Raw genomic sequence first — 16,617 nt, 5'->3', positions numbered from 1 at the left:
ACAGGTGAGCGGGCAGTTCGTGCCCGTCCCAGACCCCGACCGGGCACCTCCTGCCCGTCAGACGGCACGAAGTGCCCGGTCGCCGAGCAGGACGGGCAGGAAGTGCCCGGTCAGCGCTCCGGTCAGCGCTCCAGGATCGCCACGACCCCCTGGCCACCGGCGGCGCAGATCGAGATGAGGGCGCGGCGCTGACCCTTCTGCGCCAGCAGCTTGGCGGCGACGGGGAGGATCCGCCCACCGGTGGCGGCGAAGGGGTGCGCCGCCGCCAGCGACGAGCCGTTGACGTTGAGCCTGTCGCGGTCGATGGAGCCGAGGGGCTCGTCGAGACCGAGCCGCTCCCGGCAGAACACCGGGTCCTCCCAGGCGGCCAGGGTCGCGAGCACCTGGGAGGCGAACGCCTCGTGGATCTCGTAGTAGTCGAAGTCCTGCAGCGTCAGGCCGTTGCGCGCCAGCATCCGCGGGACGGCGTACGCCGGTGCCATCAGGAGGCCCTCGTGGCCGTTGACGTAGTCGACCGCGGCCGTCTCGGCGTCGACGAGGTGGGCGAGGACGGGCAGGCCGCGCTCCTCGGCCCACTCGTCGCTGGCCAGCAGCACCGCCGAGGCGCCGTCGGACAGCGGCGTGCTGTTGCCGGCCGTCATCGTCGCGGCCGAGCCCTTGCCGAAGACCGGCTTGAGGGTGGCCAGCTTCTCGACGGTGGAGTCGGGCCGCATGTGGTTGTCGCGCTCGACGCCGCGGAACGGCGTGACGAGGTCGTCGTGGAAGCCCTCGTCGTAGGACCGCGCCAGGTTGTGGTGCGAGCGAGCAGCGAGCTCGTCCTGCGCCTCGCGGCTGACCCGCCACTCGAGCGCGGTCAGCGCGGCGTGCTCGCCCATCGAGAGCCGGGTGCGCGGCTCGCCGTTCTGCGGGATGTCGAGCCCGATGTCGCCGGGACGGATGGAGCCGAGCGCCTTGAGCCGGCCGGCGGTGTCCTTGGCGGCGTTGACCCGCATCAGCTTGCGGCGCAGCTTGTCGCTGATCGCGACCGGGGCGTCGGAGGTGGTGTCGGTGCCGCCCGCCACGCCCGCGTCGATCACGCCGAGGGCGATCTTGCCGGCGACCTGTATCGCCGCCTGCAGCCCGGTGCCGCAGGCCTGCTGGATGTCGGTGGCGGGCGTCTCGGGCGCGAGCGTGGAGCCGAGCACGCACTCACGGGTGAGGTTGAAGTCGCGAGCGTGCTTGAGGACCGCTCCCGCGACCACCTCGCCGAGGCGCTCGCCGCGGAGGTCGAACCGGTCGGCGAGTCCGTCGATGGCCGCGGTGAGCATCTCCTGGTTGGACACCCCGGCGTAGACCGTGTTGGAGCGGGCGAACGGGATGCGGTTGCCGCCGACGACGGCGACCGGGCGGGTGGTGGGCTGCATGTTCCTATCCTTGCCGGTGACGCATCCGGGGCCAACGCCCTGAGGGGCACGTCACGAAGTCTGGACTCCCGTTCGAACACCCAGTTGCATGTCATCGACCCGGCTCCACCACCCGACAGCGAAGAGGGACCTGCCACCATGAGCGACCGCTACCAGGGCTTCGTGTCCACCTCGATCGGGCAGCTGCTCGTGAAGAACCTGGGCCTGCCCAACCCCACCGCGCTGGAGCGCTGGACCGACGGCGCCCCGCTCGTCGACGGTCTCGTCGTGCTCGGCGGGTCCGGCCGGCTGGCCGACGTGCTCCCCACCACCCTCGACGGCCTCGGCATCGCCTCCGCGCGCGAGCTGGGCGAGGGCGCGCGCGCCAAGGCCCTCGTCTTCGACGCGACCGGCATCGAGGACACCACCGCCCTGGTCGAGCTGCAGGAGTTCTTCACCCCGCTGATGCGGCGCCTCGAGACCTGCCCCCGCGTCGTCGTGATCGGTACGCCGCCGGAGCAGGCCACCGGATCGCAGCGCGTCGCGCAGCGCGCGCTCGAGGGCTTCACCCGCTCCCTCGGCAAGGAGGTCGGGCGGGGCGGCACGGTCCAGCTGGTCTACGTCGCCCCTGCCGCGGACGGAGCGATCGCCTCGACGCTCGCGTTCTTCCTCTCCCCCAAGTCGGCCTACGTCTCCGGCCAGGTGGTCCGGATCGGCGCGCACGGACCGACCACGACCGACGAGGTGGCCGACTGGTCCCGGCCGCTGGCCGGCAAGGTCGCCCTCGTCACGGGCGCCAGCCGCGGCATCGGTGAGGAGATCGCCCGCGTGCTGCACCGCGACGGCGCCACCGTCGTCGGGGTCGACGTCCCGCAGGCCGCCAGCGAGCTACAGACGCTCATGGCCGAGCTCGACGGCGACCACCTGGTGCTCGACATCACCGTCAAGGACGCGCCGCAGCGGATCGCCCACCACCTCCGCACCCACCACGGTGGCGTGGACGTGGTGGTCCACAACGCCGGCGTCACCCGCGACAAGAAGCTCGCCAACATGGCCGCGGACCGATGGAGCAGCGTGATCGCGGTCAACGTCACCGCGCCGGAGCTGATCACCCGCGAGCTGCTGGACGCCGGCGTGGTCAACCCCGGCGGACGCATCATCGGCGTCGCCTCCATCGCCGGCATCGCGGGCAACGTCGGCCAGACCAACTACGCCGCGTCCAAGGCCGGGGTCATCGGGCTCGTCGACAGCCTGCGCGACGAGCTCGGCGACGGCATCACCATCAACGCCGTCGCGCCGGGCTTCATCGTCACGCAGATGACCGCCGCGGTGCCCTTCGCGACCCGCGAGGTAGGCCAGCGCCTCAACGCGATGTCGCAGGGCGGTCTGCCCGTCGACGTCGCCGAGACGATCGCCTGGCTGGCCGGCACCGGCTCGGGTGCCGTCAACGGCAACGTGGTCCGCGTCTGCGGCCAGATGATGCTGGGCGCCTGATGCCGGGCACGAGGACGCTCGACGGCGAGCCGGGGGGCATCACGACGCTCGTCCGCGCCGCCCTGCCCGCCCTGCCCGTGGTCAACCGGCTGCCGGGCGTGCGCAAGCGCCCGGCGGATCAGTTCGGCGGCCTCACCTGGTCCCGCCGGGGCGTCGCGGTGCAGCGCGCCCGCGTCGACGCGTACGCCGCGGTGTGCGGCTTCCCGCGCAAGGACGTCGTACCCCTCACCTACCCGCACCTGCTGGCGTTCCCGCTGCACACCGCGATCATGGCCGACCCGGCCTTCCCCTACCCCGCCGTCGGGCTGGTGCACGTGGAGAACACGATCACCGCCCACCGCGCGATCGGCGTCGGCGAGGAGGTCGACGTCACGACCGCCGCCGGCACCCCCCGCCCGCACGCCAAGGGCGTCCTCCTCGACTTCGTCACCACCGTCTCCGCCGGTGGTGGGACGGCCTGGGAGTCGACCTCGACCTACCTCCGGCGCGGGCACACGACCGACGGCGAGCCGGGCGCCGGCCTGACGCTGCCGGACGCGCCGACCGGCGGCGTGGAGTGGCGGCTGCCGGCCGACCTGGGCCGCACCTACGCCGGGGTGTCCGGCGACGCCAACCCGATCCACCTCTGGCCGCTGACCGCGAAGGCGCTCGGCTTCCCGCGGCAGATCGCCCACGGCATGTGGACCAAGGCCCGCTCGGTGGCGGCGATCGAGAACCGGCTGCCCGAAGCCGTCACGGTCGAGGTGGCGTTCAAGAAGCCGGTCCTGCTCCCCGGCACCGTGGCGTACGCCGCGCGCCGCGAGGCCGACGGCTGGGCCTTCGCGGTCACCAGCCCGCGCGACGCCTCGCCGCACCTGGTGGGGCGTACGACCTCGGCCTGAGCCGCTGCTCCGTCACCGTGTGCGACCGTCGCGCAGGCGGATCAGACCCTCCTGCGCGACGGTGGCCACCAGCTCGCCCGACTGCGTGAACACCCGTGCGAGCGCCAGCCCACGCGCTCCCCCGGCGAACGGCGAGAACTGGTCGTAGAGCCACCACTCGTCGGCCCGGAACGGCCGGTGGAACCAGATGGTGTGGTCGAGCGAGGCGGGCTGCAGCTTGGGCGAGGCGATGTTGATGCCGTGCGGCACGAGCGCGGCGCCGAGCAGCGTCAGGTCGCTGGCGTAGGTGAACGCCGCCGCCTGCGTCGTGGGGTCGTCGGAGAGGGCACCGTCCACCTTGATCCACAGCCGGGCGCGCGCGGCGTGCTCGGCGTCCTCGTCGATGCCCTGGCCGGTCATGCCGACGTGTCGCACGTCGAGCGCCGACCACTCCCGCTCCCAGTGCTCGGCCGTCTCCGGGCCCTGTGCCCGGGCCAGCTCGACCAGCGGGAACCCCTGCTCGGGCGGGACCACGTCGGGCATCCGGTCCTGGTGCTCGAGGCCCGGCTCGGGGACCTGGAAGTTGGCCGTCATGTAGTAGATCGGCCGGCCGTGCTGACGCGCGGACACCCGGCGGGTGACGAAGGAGCGGCCGTCGCGGATGCGCTCGACGTCGTAGACGATCGGGACCGAGGTGTCGCCCGGGCGGAGGAAGTAGGAGTGGAGCGAGTGCAGCACGAAGTCGCCGTCCACGCTGCGGGTCGCGGCCACGACGGCCTGGGCGGCCACCTGCCCGCCGAAGACCCGCTGGCGCGAGGTCTTCGCCTGCGCACCCCGGAAGAGGTCGACCTCGAGCCGCTCGAGGTCGAGCAGGCCGGCCAGCTCCTCGGCACTGCCGGCCATCAGCGGTCCTCCCAGCCGGCGGCCGGGTCCTCGCCCTCGCCCTTGGAGTCGTCGAGGTCGGCGAGGAACGCCTCGAAGGCGCTGCCGATCTCCTCGCCCGTGGGCAGCGGGCCGTCGCCGGCGAGCAGCGACGAGCCGGCCGCCTCCGCCTCGCGGAAGGAGTCGTACTGCTGCTCGAGCCCGCGCACGACCTCGCCGACCTCGTCGTGGGAGGACAGGTAGCGGTCGACCTCGGTCTCGGTGATCTCGGCGGCCTCGCGCAGCTCGCCGAGGTCGATGGTGAGGTGCCCGCCGATCTCCAGGTGCTCGAGCAGCACGAGCGCGGCCTGGGGGTACTCCATCTGCGCGAGGTAGTGCGGGATGTGCGCGACGAACCCGAGGGCGTCGAGGCCCCACTCCCCCAGCCGCAGCTCCAGCAGCGCCTGCGCGCTCGCCGGCACCCGCAGCTCGCCCTGCCACGGGCTCTCGCCCGGGACCAGGTCGGGACGGTTGGCGTGCGGGGTGATCGCGATGGGACGGGTGTGCGGCACGGCCATGGGCACGGCACCCAGGCTCACGGTGCGCGAGACGCCGAAGTGCTCGACGACCTCACGCACGGCACGGATGAAGGCCTCCCACCGGATGTCGGGCTCGGGCCCCGCGAGCAGCAGGAACGGCGTACCGCCGGTGTCGCGCAGCGCGCGCACGACGAGCCGCGGGGCCTCGTAGTCGGCGTAGTGGTCACGCACGAACGACATCGGTGGGCGGCGGGCGCGGTAGTCGTGGAGCGAGTCGACGTCGAAGGTCGCCACGACCTTGCCGTCGGACAGCTCCGCGAGGTGGGACGCCGCGAGCTCGGCCGACTTGCCCGCGTCGAGGAATCCGGTGAGCACGACGACCAGCGTGAGGTCACCGGCGTCGGCCAGCACCTCGGCATCGTCGACGATGTGCACGAGTCGTTCGGCCATGGCGTCAGCCTAGTGACCGGGCCCGAGTGACCTGACACACACCCGCCCTCGTGGGCAGGCATTGTTACCGAGGGGTAACCTGATCGCGCCCCGTTCCCCGAGCCTGGGAGTAGCCAGTGTCCCGTCCACAGCGTGAGGTCGTCTTCGTCGACGGCGTCCGCACCCCGTTCGGCAAGGCCAAGGGCCAGTACGCCGAGACACGTGCCGACGACCTCGTCATCAAGTCCATCCGCGAGCTGATGCGCCGCAACCCGTCCCTGCCGCCCGAGCGGGTCGACGAGGTGGCCATCGCCGCCACCACCCAGATCGGCGACCAGGGCCTCACCCTCGGCCGCACCGCCGCGCTGCTCGCCGGCCTGCCCCAGAGCGTGCCGGGCTACTCCATCGACCGCATGTGCGCCGGTGCGATGACCGCGGTCACCAACACCGCGTCGGGCATCGCCTTCGGTGCCTACGACGTCGCCATCGCCGGCGGCGTGGAGCACATGGGCCGCCACCCGATGGGCGAGGGCGTTGACCCCAACCCGCGGATCCTCTCCGAGCGGATCGTCAACCCCGACGCCCTCGTGATGGGCAAGACGGCCGAGAACCTCCACGACCGCTACCCCACGATCACCAAGCAGCGCGTGGACGCCTACGCCGTCCGCAGCCAGCAGAAGACCAAGGCGGCCTACGACGCCGGGCTCATCCAGCCGGACCTCGTGCCCGTGGCGACCCGCTCCGCCGAGGCCGGCTGGGGCCTGGCCACCACCGACGAGCCGATGCGCCCCGAGACGACCATGGAGTCGCTCGCCGGCCTCAAGACGCCGTTCCGCTCGCACGGCAACGTGACCGCGGGCAACGCCGCCGGCATCAACGACGGCGCGACCGCCGCGCTGCTCGCCGACGAGGAGACCGCCCGCGACCTCGGCCTCCCGGTCAAGATGCGCCTGGTGACCTACGCCTTCGTCGGCGTCGAGCCCGAGGTCATGGGCGCCGGCCCGATCCCGGCCACCGAGAAGGCGCTGCGCCTCGCCGGCCTCACGATCGACGACATCGAGGCCTTCGAGGTCAACGAGGCCTTCGCCGTGCAGGTGCTGGCGTTCCTCGAGCACTTCGGCATCGCCGACGACGACGAGCGCGTGAACCCCTACGGCGGCGCGATCGCGATGGGCCACCCTCTGGCCTCGTCCGGCGTACGCCTGATGAACCAGCTCGCGAGGGCGTTCGAGGGGCGACCGGAGGTCCGCTACGGCCTCACGACCATGTGCATCGGCATCGGCATGGGCGGCACCGTGATCTGGGAGAACCCGCACTGGAACGGTTCGGACGACTCGACGGGAGACACCGAGTGAGCACCCCCCACGACCCCAGCATCGTCGAGCGCGCCCGGACGATCGTCTCCGACGCCGAGCGCGTCACCCGCGCGCACCTGCGCACGGTCACCCTGCCCGGGGCGACGTTCGGCCTGATCACCCTCGACAACGGCGAGGACCACACCAGGCCGAACACCTTCGGCCCCGCGTCGCTGCTCTCGCTCGACGAGGCCATCGACGCCGCCCTCGCCGACGACACCGTCGACGCGATCGCCGTCACCGGCAAGCCGTTCATCCTGGCCGCCGGCGCCGACCTCACCTCCATCCAGGGCGGCGGCCCCGACGCCGTACGCATCGTGGCGGAGCTCGGGCACGCGGTCTTCCGCAAGCTGCAGGACGGCGGCAAGCCGTCGTTCGGGCTCATCAACGGCCTCGCCCTCGGCGGCGGCCTGGAGGTGGCGCTGCACTGCACCTACCGCACCGTCATGGACTCCGCCCCCGCGCTCGGCCTGCCCGAGGTCATGCTCGGCCTGGTCCCGGGCTGGGGTGGCGCGTGGCTGGTGCCCAACCTGGTCGGTGCGGACAAGGCCGTGACCCTGATCCTCGAGAACCCGCTCAACCAGGGCAAGACGCTGGGCGGGCAGGCGGCGTACGACCTCGGGCTGGCCGACGCGGTCTTCAACGGCGCCGACTTCCTCGAGCAGTCGCTGCTGTGGGCGGCCTCGGTGCTGCGCGGCGAGACGACCGTGGAGCGGCCCGAGGTCGACCGCGGCGACGCGTGGGACGCCGCGATCAGGCGGGCCGAGGGCATCGTGGCCTCCCGGACCGGTGGCGGCTCCCCGGCCGCCGCGAAGGCCGTCGAGCTGATCGCCGCCGCACGCCACACCGACCGTGACGCGGGCTTCGCCGCCGAGGACGACGCCCTCCACGCGCTGTCGCAGACGGCGGAGCTGCTGGCCTCGCTCTACTCCTTCGACCTGGTGCAGAAGCGGGCCAAGCGTCCCGCCGGCGCCCCCGACAAGTCGCTCGCGCGACCGGTCACCAAGGTCGGCATCCTGGGTGCCGGCCTGATGGCCAGCCAGCTCGCGCTGCTGTTCGTGCGCCGCCTCGAGGTGCCGGTCGTGCTGACCGACCTCGACCAGGAGCGGGCCGACAAGGGCGTCGCCTACGTCCACGCCGAGATCGACAAGCTGCTGGCCAAGGGCCGGATCAGCCAGGACAAGGCCAACCGGCACAAGGCGCTGGTCTCCGGCGAGACCGACAAGCAGGTCGCGTTCGGCGACGCCGACTTCGTGATCGAGGCCGTCTTCGAGGAGATGGCGGTCAAGAAGACCGTCTTCGCCGACGTGGAGAAGGTCGTCTCCCCCGAGTGCGTGCTGGCCACCAACACGTCCTCGCTGTCAATCACGGAGATGGCGTCGGACCTCGAGCACCCCGAGCGGGTCGTCGGCTTCCACTTCTTCAACCCCGTCGCGGTGATGCCGCTGCTCGAGATCGTCAAGGGCGAGGCGACTGACGACGCGACGCTGGCCACCGCCTTCGCCACCGGCAAGGCGCTGAAGAAGACGACCATCCTGGTCAACGACAGCCCGTCCTTCATCGTCAACCGGCTGCTCGGGCGGTTCATGAGCGAGGTCGGCCGGATCGTCGACGAGGGCACGCCGGTCGAGGTGGCCGACAACGCCTTCGCCGGCATCGCACCGATGCCGCCCTTCGTGCTGCTGTCGCTCGTCGGCCCGGCCATCGCGCTGCACAACAACGAGACGCTCAGTGGCGCGTTCCCGGACCGCTTCTACGTCTCCCCCGCCCTCGAGCGGATCGTGGCGGCGAGGAAGACGGCCTACTACGGACCCGACGGCGCCCTCGACCCCGAGGTCGAGGCGCTCCTGGAGAAGCCCGCCGACCCGGTGGTGCTGACCGCCGAGGAGGTCCGCGAGCGGACGCTGTCCGGCCTCGCCGAGGAGGCGCGGCTCATGCTCGACGAGGGAGTCGTCGCCGCTCCCCAGGACATCGACCTGGCGATGATCACCGGCGCCGGCTTCTCGTTCTGGAACGGCGGCCTGACGTTCCTGCTCGACGTCGCCGGCATCTCGGAGAAGGCGACCGGCCAGCGGTTCCACTGATCCACCGCGCGCACCGGTCACGATCAGACGGCTGACCGGGCACTTCCTGCCCCATCACGGGCAGGAAGTGCCCGGTCGGCGTCCGGGACGGGCAGGAAGTGCCCGGTCGGCGTCCGGGACGGGCAGGAACCGCCCGGTCAGGCGGTGCGGTCGGCGTCGGACAGCCCGAGGGTCTCGCCCCGGCCGAGGCGGCTGTGCGAGCGGCCGTAGACGAAGTAGACGACCAGGCCGATGGCCATCCAGATGAGGAAGCGGACCCAGGTCTCGCCGATGAGGTTGAGCATCAGGTAGAAGCAGAGCAGCACCGAGAGCGTCGCGATCAGCCCGACCGCGGGCGTGCGGAAGGCGCGCGGCAGGTCCGGACGGGTGCGCCGCAGCACGAGGACCCCGACGCTGACCAGGACGAACGCGAAGAGGGTGCCGATGCTCACCAGGTCGCCGAGCGTGGCGAAGTCGACGAAGCCGGACAGCAGCGCGACGCCGATGCCGGTGATCGCGGTGATCCGGTAGGGCGTGCCGAACCTGGGGTGCACCTTGGCCAGCGACCGCGGCAGCAGGCCGTCGCGCGCCATCGCGAAGGCGACGCGCGTCTGCCCCATCATCAGGATCAGCACGACGACGGTGAGGCCGATGGTGGCCCCGACCGAGATCACGTTGCCGATCCACTCGACCCCCGCCTGGTCGAAGGCCGTGGCGAGCGGGGCGGCGTCGTCGGGGTCGATGTCCTGGTAGGACTGCATGCCGGTGATCACCAGGCACACGGCGATGTAGAGCACCGTGACGATCGCGAGCGAGCCGAGGATGCCGATCGGGACGTCGCGCTGGGGGTTGCGGGTCTCCTCGGCGGTCGTGGCGACCACGTCGAAGCCGATGAAGGCGAAGAAGACGATGGCCGCGCCGGCGATCACTCCCCCGATGCCGAACACGGCGGGCTCGAGCCCGAAGATCGTGGTGATGAGCGGCGACTTCCAGAAGTCGGCCTCGCCGCCGCCGGTCGGCTGGCTCTCGGGGATGAACGGCGAGTAGTTGGCCGTCTTGATGTAGCCGACCCCCATCACGATGACCAGGCCGACGACGGCCAGCTTGATCGCGACGATGACCTGATTGATCCGGCTGGAGAGCTTGATCCCGCCGATGAGCACCGCGGTGACGAGCAGGGCGATGAGCACGGCCGGCAGGTTCACCACGCCGTCGCTCGCCGAGGCGAGGGACTCGGGCACCTCGAGGGGCGTGCCCTCGAGGACGTTCTGCAGGTAGCCGGAGAACCCGGCGGCGAGCGCCGAGGCCCCCACGGTGAACTCGAGGACGAGGTCCCAGCCGATGATCCAGGCGACCAGCTCGCCGAACGTGGCGTAGCTGAACGTGTACGCGCTGCCGGCGACCGGCACGGTCGAGGCGAACTCGGCGTAGCAGAGGGCCGCGAGCGCGCAGGCCAGGCCGGCGATGAGGAACGACAGGGCGATCGCGGGCCCGGCGTTGGTCGCCGCCACGAGCCCGGTGTAGACGAAGATGCCGGCGCCGATGATCACGCCGACGCCGAAGATCGTCAGGTCGAGGGCTCCGAGGTTCTTCTTGAGCCGGTGCTCCGGTTCCTCCGTCTCGGCGATCGACTGCTCGACTGACTTGGTGCGGAACAGGCTCATGCCAGCAACCTAGGCGGCTGCCGTCGTTACCGTCGAGTCAGGTCAGGCGGGGTGGTCGACCTCGACCAGCGTGACACCCTCGTCGAGCGCGGTGACGTCCTCGACGATGGCGCGGGCGATGGTCTGCGCGTCCAGGCCGATGCGGGTGAGGATCGCGTCGCGCTTGGCGTGGTCGAGGAACTCCTGCGGGATCCCGTGCAGCCGGAACGGCGTGTGCACGCCCTCGTCGTTGAGGGTCTGCAGGAGCACGGCACCGCAGCCGCCGACGCGCCCGTTGTCCTCGATGCTCACGACGAGCCGGTGCTCGCGGGCCAGGTCGATGACGGCCGGGTCGACCGGCTTGACCCACCGCGGGTCGACGACGGTCACGCCGATGCCCTGGGCGGTGAGACGGGAGGCGACCTCGACCGCGGTGGTGCCCATGGATCCGACCGCCACGACGAGCACGTCCTGCTCGCCCTCGCGGACGAGCACGTCGACACCGCCGACACGGTCGAGGGCGGGGATGTCGGCGGGCGGCGGGCCCTTGGGGAACCGGACCACCGTCGGGGCGTCGTCGACCTGCACGGCTTCGTCGAGGAGCTCGTGCAGGCGCGTGACGTCGCGCGGGGCGGCGAGGCGCAGGCCCGGGACCACCTGGAGCATCGACATGTCCCACATGCCGTTGTGGCTGGCGCCGTCGTCACCGGTGACGCCGGAGCGGTCGAGCACGAAGGTGACGCCGCACTTGTGCAGCGCGACGTCCATGAGGACCTGGTCGAAGGCCCGGTTGAGGAAGGTCGCGTAGACCGCGAACACCGGGTGCAGCCCACCCATCGCCAGGCCGGCGGCCGACGTGACGGCGTGCTGCTCGGCGATGCCGACGTCGAAGGTGCGCTCGGGGTAGGTCGCGGCGAAGACGTCGAGCCCGACCGGGTGCATCATCGCGGCGGTGATGGCCACGACGTCCTCGCGGCGGGCGCCCAGCTCGACGATGGCCTCGGAGAAGTGGTCGGTCCAGATCTTGCCCTTGGGCTTCTCCGCGCCCGTCTGGACGTCGAAGGGGCCGGGGGCGTGGAACTGGTCGGCCTCGTGCCGCAGCGCCGGGTCGTAGCCCTGGCCCTTGCGGGTGATCGCGTGCACGATCACGGGGCCGTTGAACTTCTTGGCGTGGGTGAGCGCCTGCTCCATGGCGGCGCGGTCGTGGCCGTCGACCGGACCGACGTACTTGAGGCCCAGGTCCTCGAACAGGCCCTGGGGCGCCAGGGCGTCCTTCATGCCCTTCTTCACCGCGTGCAGCGCGTCGTAGGCCGCGTGGCCGACGCCGGGCACGGCGTTGAGCCGCTTCTTGACCAGGTCGAGGACCTGCTCGTAGCGGGGGTTGGTGCGCAGCGAGGTCAGCGCGGTCGCGAGCCCGCCGATCGTCGGGGTGTAGGACCGCTCGTTGTCGTTGACCACGATCACCAGGCGGCTGTTCTGCGCGATGGCGATGTTGTTGAGCGCCTCCCAGGCCATGCCGCCGGTGAGCGCACCGTCACCGATGACGGCCACGACGTGCCGGTCCTCGCCCTTGATGGCGTAGGCCTTGGCGAGCCCGTCGGCGTAGGACAGCGAGGTGGAGGCGTGGGAGTTCTCGACGATGTCGTGCTCGGACTCGGCCTGGCTGGGGTAGCCGCTGACGCCGCCCTCCTTGCGCAGGGTTCCGAAGCCGACGTGGCGCCCGGTGACGAGCTTGTGGACGTAGGACTGGTGCCCGGTGTCGAAGACGACACGGTCGTGCGGGGAGTCGAAGACCCGGTGGATGGCCAGCGTCAGCTCCACGACGCCCAGGTTGGGCCCGAGGTGACCGGAGTTGGTCGCCACCGTGCGGATCATCAGGTCGCGGATCTCCGCGGCCAGCTCGTCCAGCTGCTCCGCCGAGAGGTCGCGGAGGTCGCGCGGTGACGCGATCGAGTCGAGGAGTGCCATGGGGCCCGAGTCTATTTCATGCCAGGTCATGGACCGCCACCGACGGCTCATGGAGGCTCCCCATCCACACCCGGCCGTCGTGCTCCCGCACGCCGGTGACCATGTGGTAGCCCGGTCCGTGACCGGGCGGGGCGAGGTCGAGGTCGTGGACGAGCCGGCCGTCGTCGTCGTAGGCCTGCACGCGGATCGTCCGCGCCGGCTTGGGCTGCAGCGCCTCGGGGATCCTTGTCACCGCCCGGCGCAGCACCATGGGGGCCGAGCCGAGTCGCTCGACCAGGGCGTCCACCGGACTGGCGACCGCCACCCAGATGAGCCCGTCGCTGCCCCGGCTGATGTTGTCGGGGTAGCCCGGCAGGTCGGTGACGAGGTGGTCGCGCTCACCGGCACGCGGCCCGCTGAGCCACAGGCGTACGACGGTCCGCCCGCGGCACTCGGCCACGCAGACGTACGACTCGTCGGCCGCCAGGGCCACCCCGTTGGCGAAGGCGAGGCCGTCGAGGGCGACGGTGACCCTGCCGTCGGGGTCGCGCCGCAGCAGCCGGCCCGTGCGGGTGTCCTGGACGAAGTCGTCCTTCCAGCGAGCGACGCCGAAGTGCAGCGAGGAGTCGCTGAACCAGATGGTGCCGTCACTCGCGACGGCGGCGTTGTTGCAGAACTTCATCGGCTCGCCGTCCACGCGGTCCAGCAGGACCTCGACCGCGCCGGACGCCAGGGAGACGCGGAGCAGGCCGCGCTCGGCGTCGCAGACGGCCAGGTGCTCGCCGTCGAGCAGCTCAAGGCCGAGGGGCCGGCCACCGGTGTCGGCGACCCGCCGGGTGCTGCCGGTGCGGGGGTCGAGCGACCAGATGGCCCCGTCCTCGGTGCCGGTGAGCACCAGGCCGTCGGGCGAGACGACCACGTCCTCGGCCCCCATCGACGGGACGGGGTGGACGGTCAGGCTCGGCGAGGTCATAGCGCCATCGTGGCGTAGAGCCGGCTGGCGAGGAAGGCGGGCACGATGTCGACCGCCGCGGCGCTCAGGTCGAGCCCCCGCGCCACCTCGGGGTCCACGAAGACGATCTGCCGACCCTCGCGGCAGTCGATGTCCGCGTCGGTGAGGTCGGTGCGCGCGGCGAACACCTGCATGAGGTCCCAGGTGCCGTAGGCCTCGCGGTGGTCGACGGCGAACTCACCGAGCAGCGCCAGTTGGTCCGGCTCGAGCCGGACGCCGGTCTCCTCCTCCAGCTCGCGTGCCGCCCCGACGACGAAGTCCTCGCCCGGCTCGAGGTGGCCGCCGGCCAGGCCCCACTTCTCCGGGTCGATCCGGGGGTGCTCGTCGCGCTCCTGCAGCAGGAGCCACCCGCGCGCATCGACGAGGATCACGCCGGCGAAGCGCCGCCTGTGGTCGTCCCCGCCGCGCGGGTGCTGCGCGATCCACTCGAGCAGCGCCGGCGCCACGAGAGCCGTCGACGGCACGAGGTCCAGCCCGGGCAGCGGGTCGGGGTCGACGAAGACCATCTGCCGGCCCTCGTGGCACTCCACGTCGCGGTCGGTGAGCGTCGTACGCGCGACGAAGGCGTGGAACCGGAAGGTGCCGCGGTCGGTGGCGAGCTCGAACAGGCCGAGGTCGGTGAGCTCCTCGGGGGCCAGCACCACGCCGGTCTCCTCGGCCAGCTCGCGCGCCGCACCCGCCGCCGGCTCCTCTCCCTCCTCGAGGCCGCCGCCCGGGAAGCACCACATGTCGGGCCAGACCGGGGCGTGCTCGTCCCGCTCCTGCATGAGCACCCGGCCGCGCGGGTCCACCAGCGTCACCTGGACGAAGTCGGTGCGCACCGAGGTGGCGTGCCACTCCCGCACCCGGTCGAGGGTCAGCGCGGTGGCCTGGTGCAGCTCCCGGTCGCCGAGGTCGGCCGGGTCGACGAGGAGCACCTGCCGGCCCTCGCCGCACACGAGGTCGTCCTGGGAGACCGACAGGCGTACGGCGAAGAGCTCGAAGACGTCGTCCCCGCCGCACGACGCGCTGCGGAACCGGTGGCTGCCGAGGGACTGGAGACGCGCGGGGTCGACGACCAGCCCGGTCTCCTCCTCCAGCTCGCGCACCGCGGCGGTGACGAAGTCCTCCCCCGGCTCGAGGTCACCACCGGGGTAGCCCCAGCGCTCGGGGTCGTGGGGCGCGTCCTCGTCACGCTCCTGCAGCAGCAGCCGGCCGAAGAGGTCGAACACGGCCACGGCCGCGAAGCGATGCATGGCGCGACCCTAGCCACCGGCGGGGGCGGGGCCTCACATCCGGACGCGGTAGCGACGACCGCGCAGCGCCTCCTCGACCAGCCCGACCTCGCGGCGTACGCCGAGCAGCCGGGCGTCCTCGAGCTGGAAGGTCTGCACCGCGGCCTCGACGACCGCCTCGTTGGCGACGTCCTTCAGGTCGCCGCGGATCTCGCTGAGCCCGCGCCGGGTCGCCAGCTGCTGCGCCTCGACGTGCAGCACGGCGAAGCGCGCCAGCACCACGACGTGACGCCGCAGCCCGGGGAACCGGCGGTAGTCGGGCGGGCAGAGGTCGAGCAGCCAGCTGGCCGCGGTGGTCTCCCAGTCGGGGGCGTCCGGCGGCCGCACCTGTCGCGGCCAGCCGGGCGGGGCGACGCCGCGGTGGCCCTGGGGCGGCGTGGCCCGCCGGGGCGGTTGCGGGACGGGGAACACCGCGCCAGTCTATCGAACGTGTGTTCGATCGCTCGGCCGGGTCAGGAGAGTCCGAGTGCTGCCTCGACCTCGGCCAGGTCGGGGTCGCGGAGGCCGGTGGAGTCGTGCCGCCACCAGACCTCGGGATAGACCACGCGACCCGTCATCCAGCCCTCGAGGGCGAGGGGGACGACCTGGAACGCCGGTGCCGGCACCCGGCGGCTGGGCGCCTCGAAGCCGTGCGCGGCCGCGGGCCCGAAGCCGCGAGCGCCGTAGAAGGACGGGCTGCCCTCGAGGAACATCGCCGGCCTGCCCAGGCCGCGGGCGGCCTCGATCGCGGCAGCGACGAGGGCGGTGCCCGTGCCCCGGCCCTGGTGGGCGGGTGCGGTGCTGAGCGGCGAGAGCATGCACGCCGCGACGAGCTCGCGTCGCGCGTCGATCCAGCAGTGGCTCACTCCCACGTGGCCCACGACCTCGCCGTCGACCACCGCCACCCGCTCGGCCAGCAGGTGCTCCCCCGCCCGGACCTCCGCCCAGAGGTCGGCCACCTGGTCCCCGTGCGCCGACCCGCCGGCGCCGAAGGCGGCACGGACCACCTGCAGCACGGCGTCGGCGTCGGCCGGACGGGCGGGGCGGATCTCGACGGCCGCCACGCCTCAGCCCTCGAGGAAGGACCAGCGCACCTCGCGCTGGGCGTTGTCGACGTTGAGGTCCACCAGGCAGATGCTCTGCCAGGTGCCCAGGGCGAGCTCACCGGCCAGCACGGGGACGGTGCAGTGCGGCGGCACGATGGCGGGCATCACGTGGGAGCGGCCGTGCCCGGGCGACCCGTGCCGGTGCCGCCACCGGTCGTCGGCGGGGAGCAGGTCGCCCAGCGCGGCAAGCAGGTCGTCGTCCGACCCGGCCCCGGTCTCGATCACGGCGATGCCGGCGGTCGCGTGGGGCACGAAGACGTGCAGCAGTCCGTCGCCACGGCCTGCCACGAAGTCGGCCGCGTCGCGGGTCAGGTCGAGCACGACCTCCTCGCCGCCGGTGCGGTAGCTGCGCGTCTCACTCAGCACGGCGCAGCGCCTCCTCGATGCGCTCGACCTTGGCGGTCAGCTGCCCCTCGTGGCCGGGCCGGATGTCGGCCTTGAGGACCAGTCCGACGCGCGGCGACACCTCGGCCACCACGTCGACGGCGCGCTTGACCACGGCCATGACCTCGTCCCACTCCCCCTCGATGTTGGTGAACATCGCGTTGGTCTCGTGGGGCAGGCCGGACTCACGGACGACCCGGACGGCGGCGGCGACCGCCTCGGTGACCGACCCGCTGGGGTCCTGGGCGACGGGCGAGATCGAGAAGGCGACGAGCATGCGGCGAGGCTA

Annotated in this window: 15 protein-coding genes; 4 read left to right on the top strand and 11 right to left on the bottom strand. The window is 72.4% G+C overall.

Translation table 11 applies throughout. The features are described 5' to 3' along the window. Positions 1–122 precede the first annotated feature (122 nt). On the bottom strand, positions 123–1,403 hold the full coding sequence (locus SHK17_RS09640) for an acetyl-CoA C-acetyltransferase (protein ID WP_322921890.1): 1,281 nt from the start codon (positions 1,401–1,403) through the stop codon (positions 123–125). A 138-nt stretch (positions 1,404–1,541) separates the two neighbouring features. On the opposite strand from SHK17_RS09640, the gene SHK17_RS09635 reads away from it, so the two are divergent. Then, complete coding sequence (locus SHK17_RS09635) at positions 1,542–2,876, top strand: 3-oxoacyl-ACP reductase (RefSeq protein ID WP_322921889.1); 1,335 nt, start codon at positions 1,542–1,544, stop codon at positions 2,874–2,876. Further along, complete coding sequence (locus SHK17_RS09630) at positions 2,876–3,757, top strand: MaoC family dehydratase (protein ID WP_322921888.1); 882 nt, start codon at positions 2,876–2,878, stop codon at positions 3,755–3,757. Before SHK17_RS09635 ends, SHK17_RS09630 begins: the two co-directional genes overlap by 1 nt. A gap of 12 nt (positions 3,758–3,769) precedes the next feature. Here the strand turns inward: SHK17_RS09630 and SHK17_RS09625 are convergent, their stop codons facing one another. Together SHK17_RS09625 and SHK17_RS09620 are read right to left on the bottom strand one after the other, a co-directional pair. Beyond that, complete coding sequence (locus SHK17_RS09625; RefSeq protein WP_322424149.1) at positions 3,770–4,639, bottom strand: acyl-CoA thioesterase; 870 nt, start codon at positions 4,637–4,639, stop codon at positions 3,770–3,772. Beyond that, positions 4,639–5,586, bottom strand: coding sequence for a PAC2 family protein (locus tag SHK17_RS09620; RefSeq protein WP_322424148.1), 948 nt, complete (start codon positions 5,584–5,586; stop codon positions 4,639–4,641). The genes SHK17_RS09625 and SHK17_RS09620 overlap by 1 nt, the downstream gene beginning before the upstream one ends. A gap of 116 nt (positions 5,587–5,702) precedes the next feature. Between SHK17_RS09620 and SHK17_RS09615 the strand changes: the two genes are divergently transcribed. After that, positions 5,703–6,920 (top strand): thiolase family protein, encoded by a 1,218-nt coding sequence (locus SHK17_RS09615; protein WP_322921887.1) that lies wholly within the window; start codon positions 5,703–5,705, stop codon positions 6,918–6,920. Beyond that, complete coding sequence (locus SHK17_RS09610; protein ID WP_322921886.1) at positions 6,917–9,004, top strand: 3-hydroxyacyl-CoA dehydrogenase NAD-binding domain-containing protein; 2,088 nt, start codon at positions 6,917–6,919, stop codon at positions 9,002–9,004. Before SHK17_RS09615 ends, SHK17_RS09610 begins: the two co-directional genes overlap by 4 nt. A gap of 137 nt (positions 9,005–9,141) precedes the next feature. On the opposite strand, the gene SHK17_RS09605 is transcribed toward SHK17_RS09610, so the two are convergent. Genes SHK17_RS09605 through SHK17_RS09570 form a run of 8 tightly spaced genes read right to left on the bottom strand, consistent with a single transcriptional unit; the run spans position 9,142 to position 16,605 of the window. Continuing rightward, complete coding sequence (locus SHK17_RS09605) at positions 9,142–10,647, bottom strand: amino acid permease (RefSeq protein WP_322921885.1); 1,506 nt, start codon at positions 10,645–10,647, stop codon at positions 9,142–9,144. A 42-nt stretch (positions 10,648–10,689) separates the two neighbouring features. Beyond that, a complete protein-coding gene (gene dxs, locus SHK17_RS09600; protein ID WP_322921884.1) occupies positions 10,690–12,594 on the bottom strand; it encodes a 1-deoxy-D-xylulose-5-phosphate synthase in 1,905 nt (634 codons plus the stop codon). A gap of 16 nt (positions 12,595–12,610) precedes the next feature. Beyond that, the gene (locus SHK17_RS09595; protein WP_172272600.1) at positions 12,611–13,546 is read right to left on the bottom strand and encodes an SMP-30/gluconolactonase/LRE family protein; all 936 of its coding nucleotides are present in this window, start codon (positions 13,544–13,546) and stop codon (positions 12,611–12,613) included. Then, on the bottom strand, positions 13,543–14,820 hold the full coding sequence (locus tag SHK17_RS09590; RefSeq protein WP_322921883.1) for an NUDIX hydrolase: 1,278 nt from the start codon (positions 14,818–14,820) through the stop codon (positions 13,543–13,545). Before SHK17_RS09590 ends, SHK17_RS09595 begins: the two co-directional genes overlap by 4 nt. A gap of 33 nt (positions 14,821–14,853) precedes the next feature. Continuing rightward, positions 14,854–15,270, bottom strand: coding sequence for a hypothetical protein (locus SHK17_RS09585; RefSeq protein ID WP_216652518.1), 417 nt, complete (start codon positions 15,268–15,270; stop codon positions 14,854–14,856). Positions 15,271–15,311: 41 nt separating this feature from the next. Further along, complete coding sequence (locus SHK17_RS09580) at positions 15,312–15,902, bottom strand: GNAT family N-acetyltransferase (protein WP_322921882.1); 591 nt, start codon at positions 15,900–15,902, stop codon at positions 15,312–15,314. A gap of 3 nt (positions 15,903–15,905) precedes the next feature. Next, positions 15,906–16,310 (bottom strand): YjbQ family protein, encoded by a 405-nt coding sequence (locus SHK17_RS09575; protein ID WP_172272606.1) that lies wholly within the window; start codon positions 16,308–16,310, stop codon positions 15,906–15,908. Then, positions 16,300–16,605, bottom strand: coding sequence for an MTH1187 family thiamine-binding protein (locus SHK17_RS09570; RefSeq protein ID WP_172272609.1), 306 nt, complete (start codon positions 16,603–16,605; stop codon positions 16,300–16,302). The genes SHK17_RS09575 and SHK17_RS09570 overlap by 11 nt, the downstream gene beginning before the upstream one ends. Positions 16,606–16,617: the final 12 nt, after the last annotated feature.

Origin of the sequence: Nocardioides renjunii (assembly GCF_034661175.1) — a bacterium.
Lineage (GTDB): Bacteria > Actinomycetota > Actinomycetes > Propionibacteriales > Nocardioidaceae > Nocardioides > Nocardioides renjunii.
The sequence above is the reverse complement of the archived record's forward strand: the minus strand, read 5'-3'. Positions and strand labels throughout refer to the sequence as shown.

What these genes read in the sequence shown, in the direction of transcription:
- SHK17_RS09570 (WP_172272609.1), bottom strand. Translation starts at nt 16,605, where the DNA reads ATGCTCGTCGCCTTCTCGATCTCGCCCGTCGCCCAGGACCCCAGCGGG.
- SHK17_RS09595 (WP_172272600.1), bottom strand. Translation starts at nt 13,546, where the DNA reads ATGACCTCGCCGAGCCTGACCGTCCACCCCGTCCCGTCGATGGGGGCC.
- SHK17_RS09630 (WP_322921888.1), top strand. Translation starts at nt 2,876, where the DNA reads ATGCCGGGCACGAGGACGCTCGACGGCGAGCCGGGGGGCATCACGACG.
- SHK17_RS09635 (WP_322921889.1), top strand. Translation starts at nt 1,542, where the DNA reads ATGAGCGACCGCTACCAGGGCTTCGTGTCCACCTCGATCGGGCAGCTG.
- SHK17_RS09620 (WP_322424148.1), bottom strand. Translation starts at nt 5,586, where the DNA reads ATGGCCGAACGACTCGTGCACATCGTCGACGATGCCGAGGTGCTGGCC.
- SHK17_RS09640 (WP_322921890.1), bottom strand. Translation starts at nt 1,403, where the DNA reads ATGCAGCCCACCACCCGCCCGGTCGCCGTCGTCGGCGGCAACCGCATC.
- SHK17_RS09605 (WP_322921885.1), bottom strand. Translation starts at nt 10,647, where the DNA reads ATGAGCCTGTTCCGCACCAAGTCAGTCGAGCAGTCGATCGCCGAGACG.
- SHK17_RS09590 (WP_322921883.1), bottom strand. Translation starts at nt 14,820, where the DNA reads ATGCATCGCTTCGCGGCCGTGGCCGTGTTCGACCTCTTCGGCCGGCTG.
- dxs (WP_322921884.1), bottom strand. Translation starts at nt 12,594, where the DNA reads ATGGCACTCCTCGACTCGATCGCGTCACCGCGCGACCTCCGCGACCTC.
- SHK17_RS09625 (WP_322424149.1), bottom strand. Translation starts at nt 4,639, where the DNA reads ATGGCCGGCAGTGCCGAGGAGCTGGCCGGCCTGCTCGACCTCGAGCGG.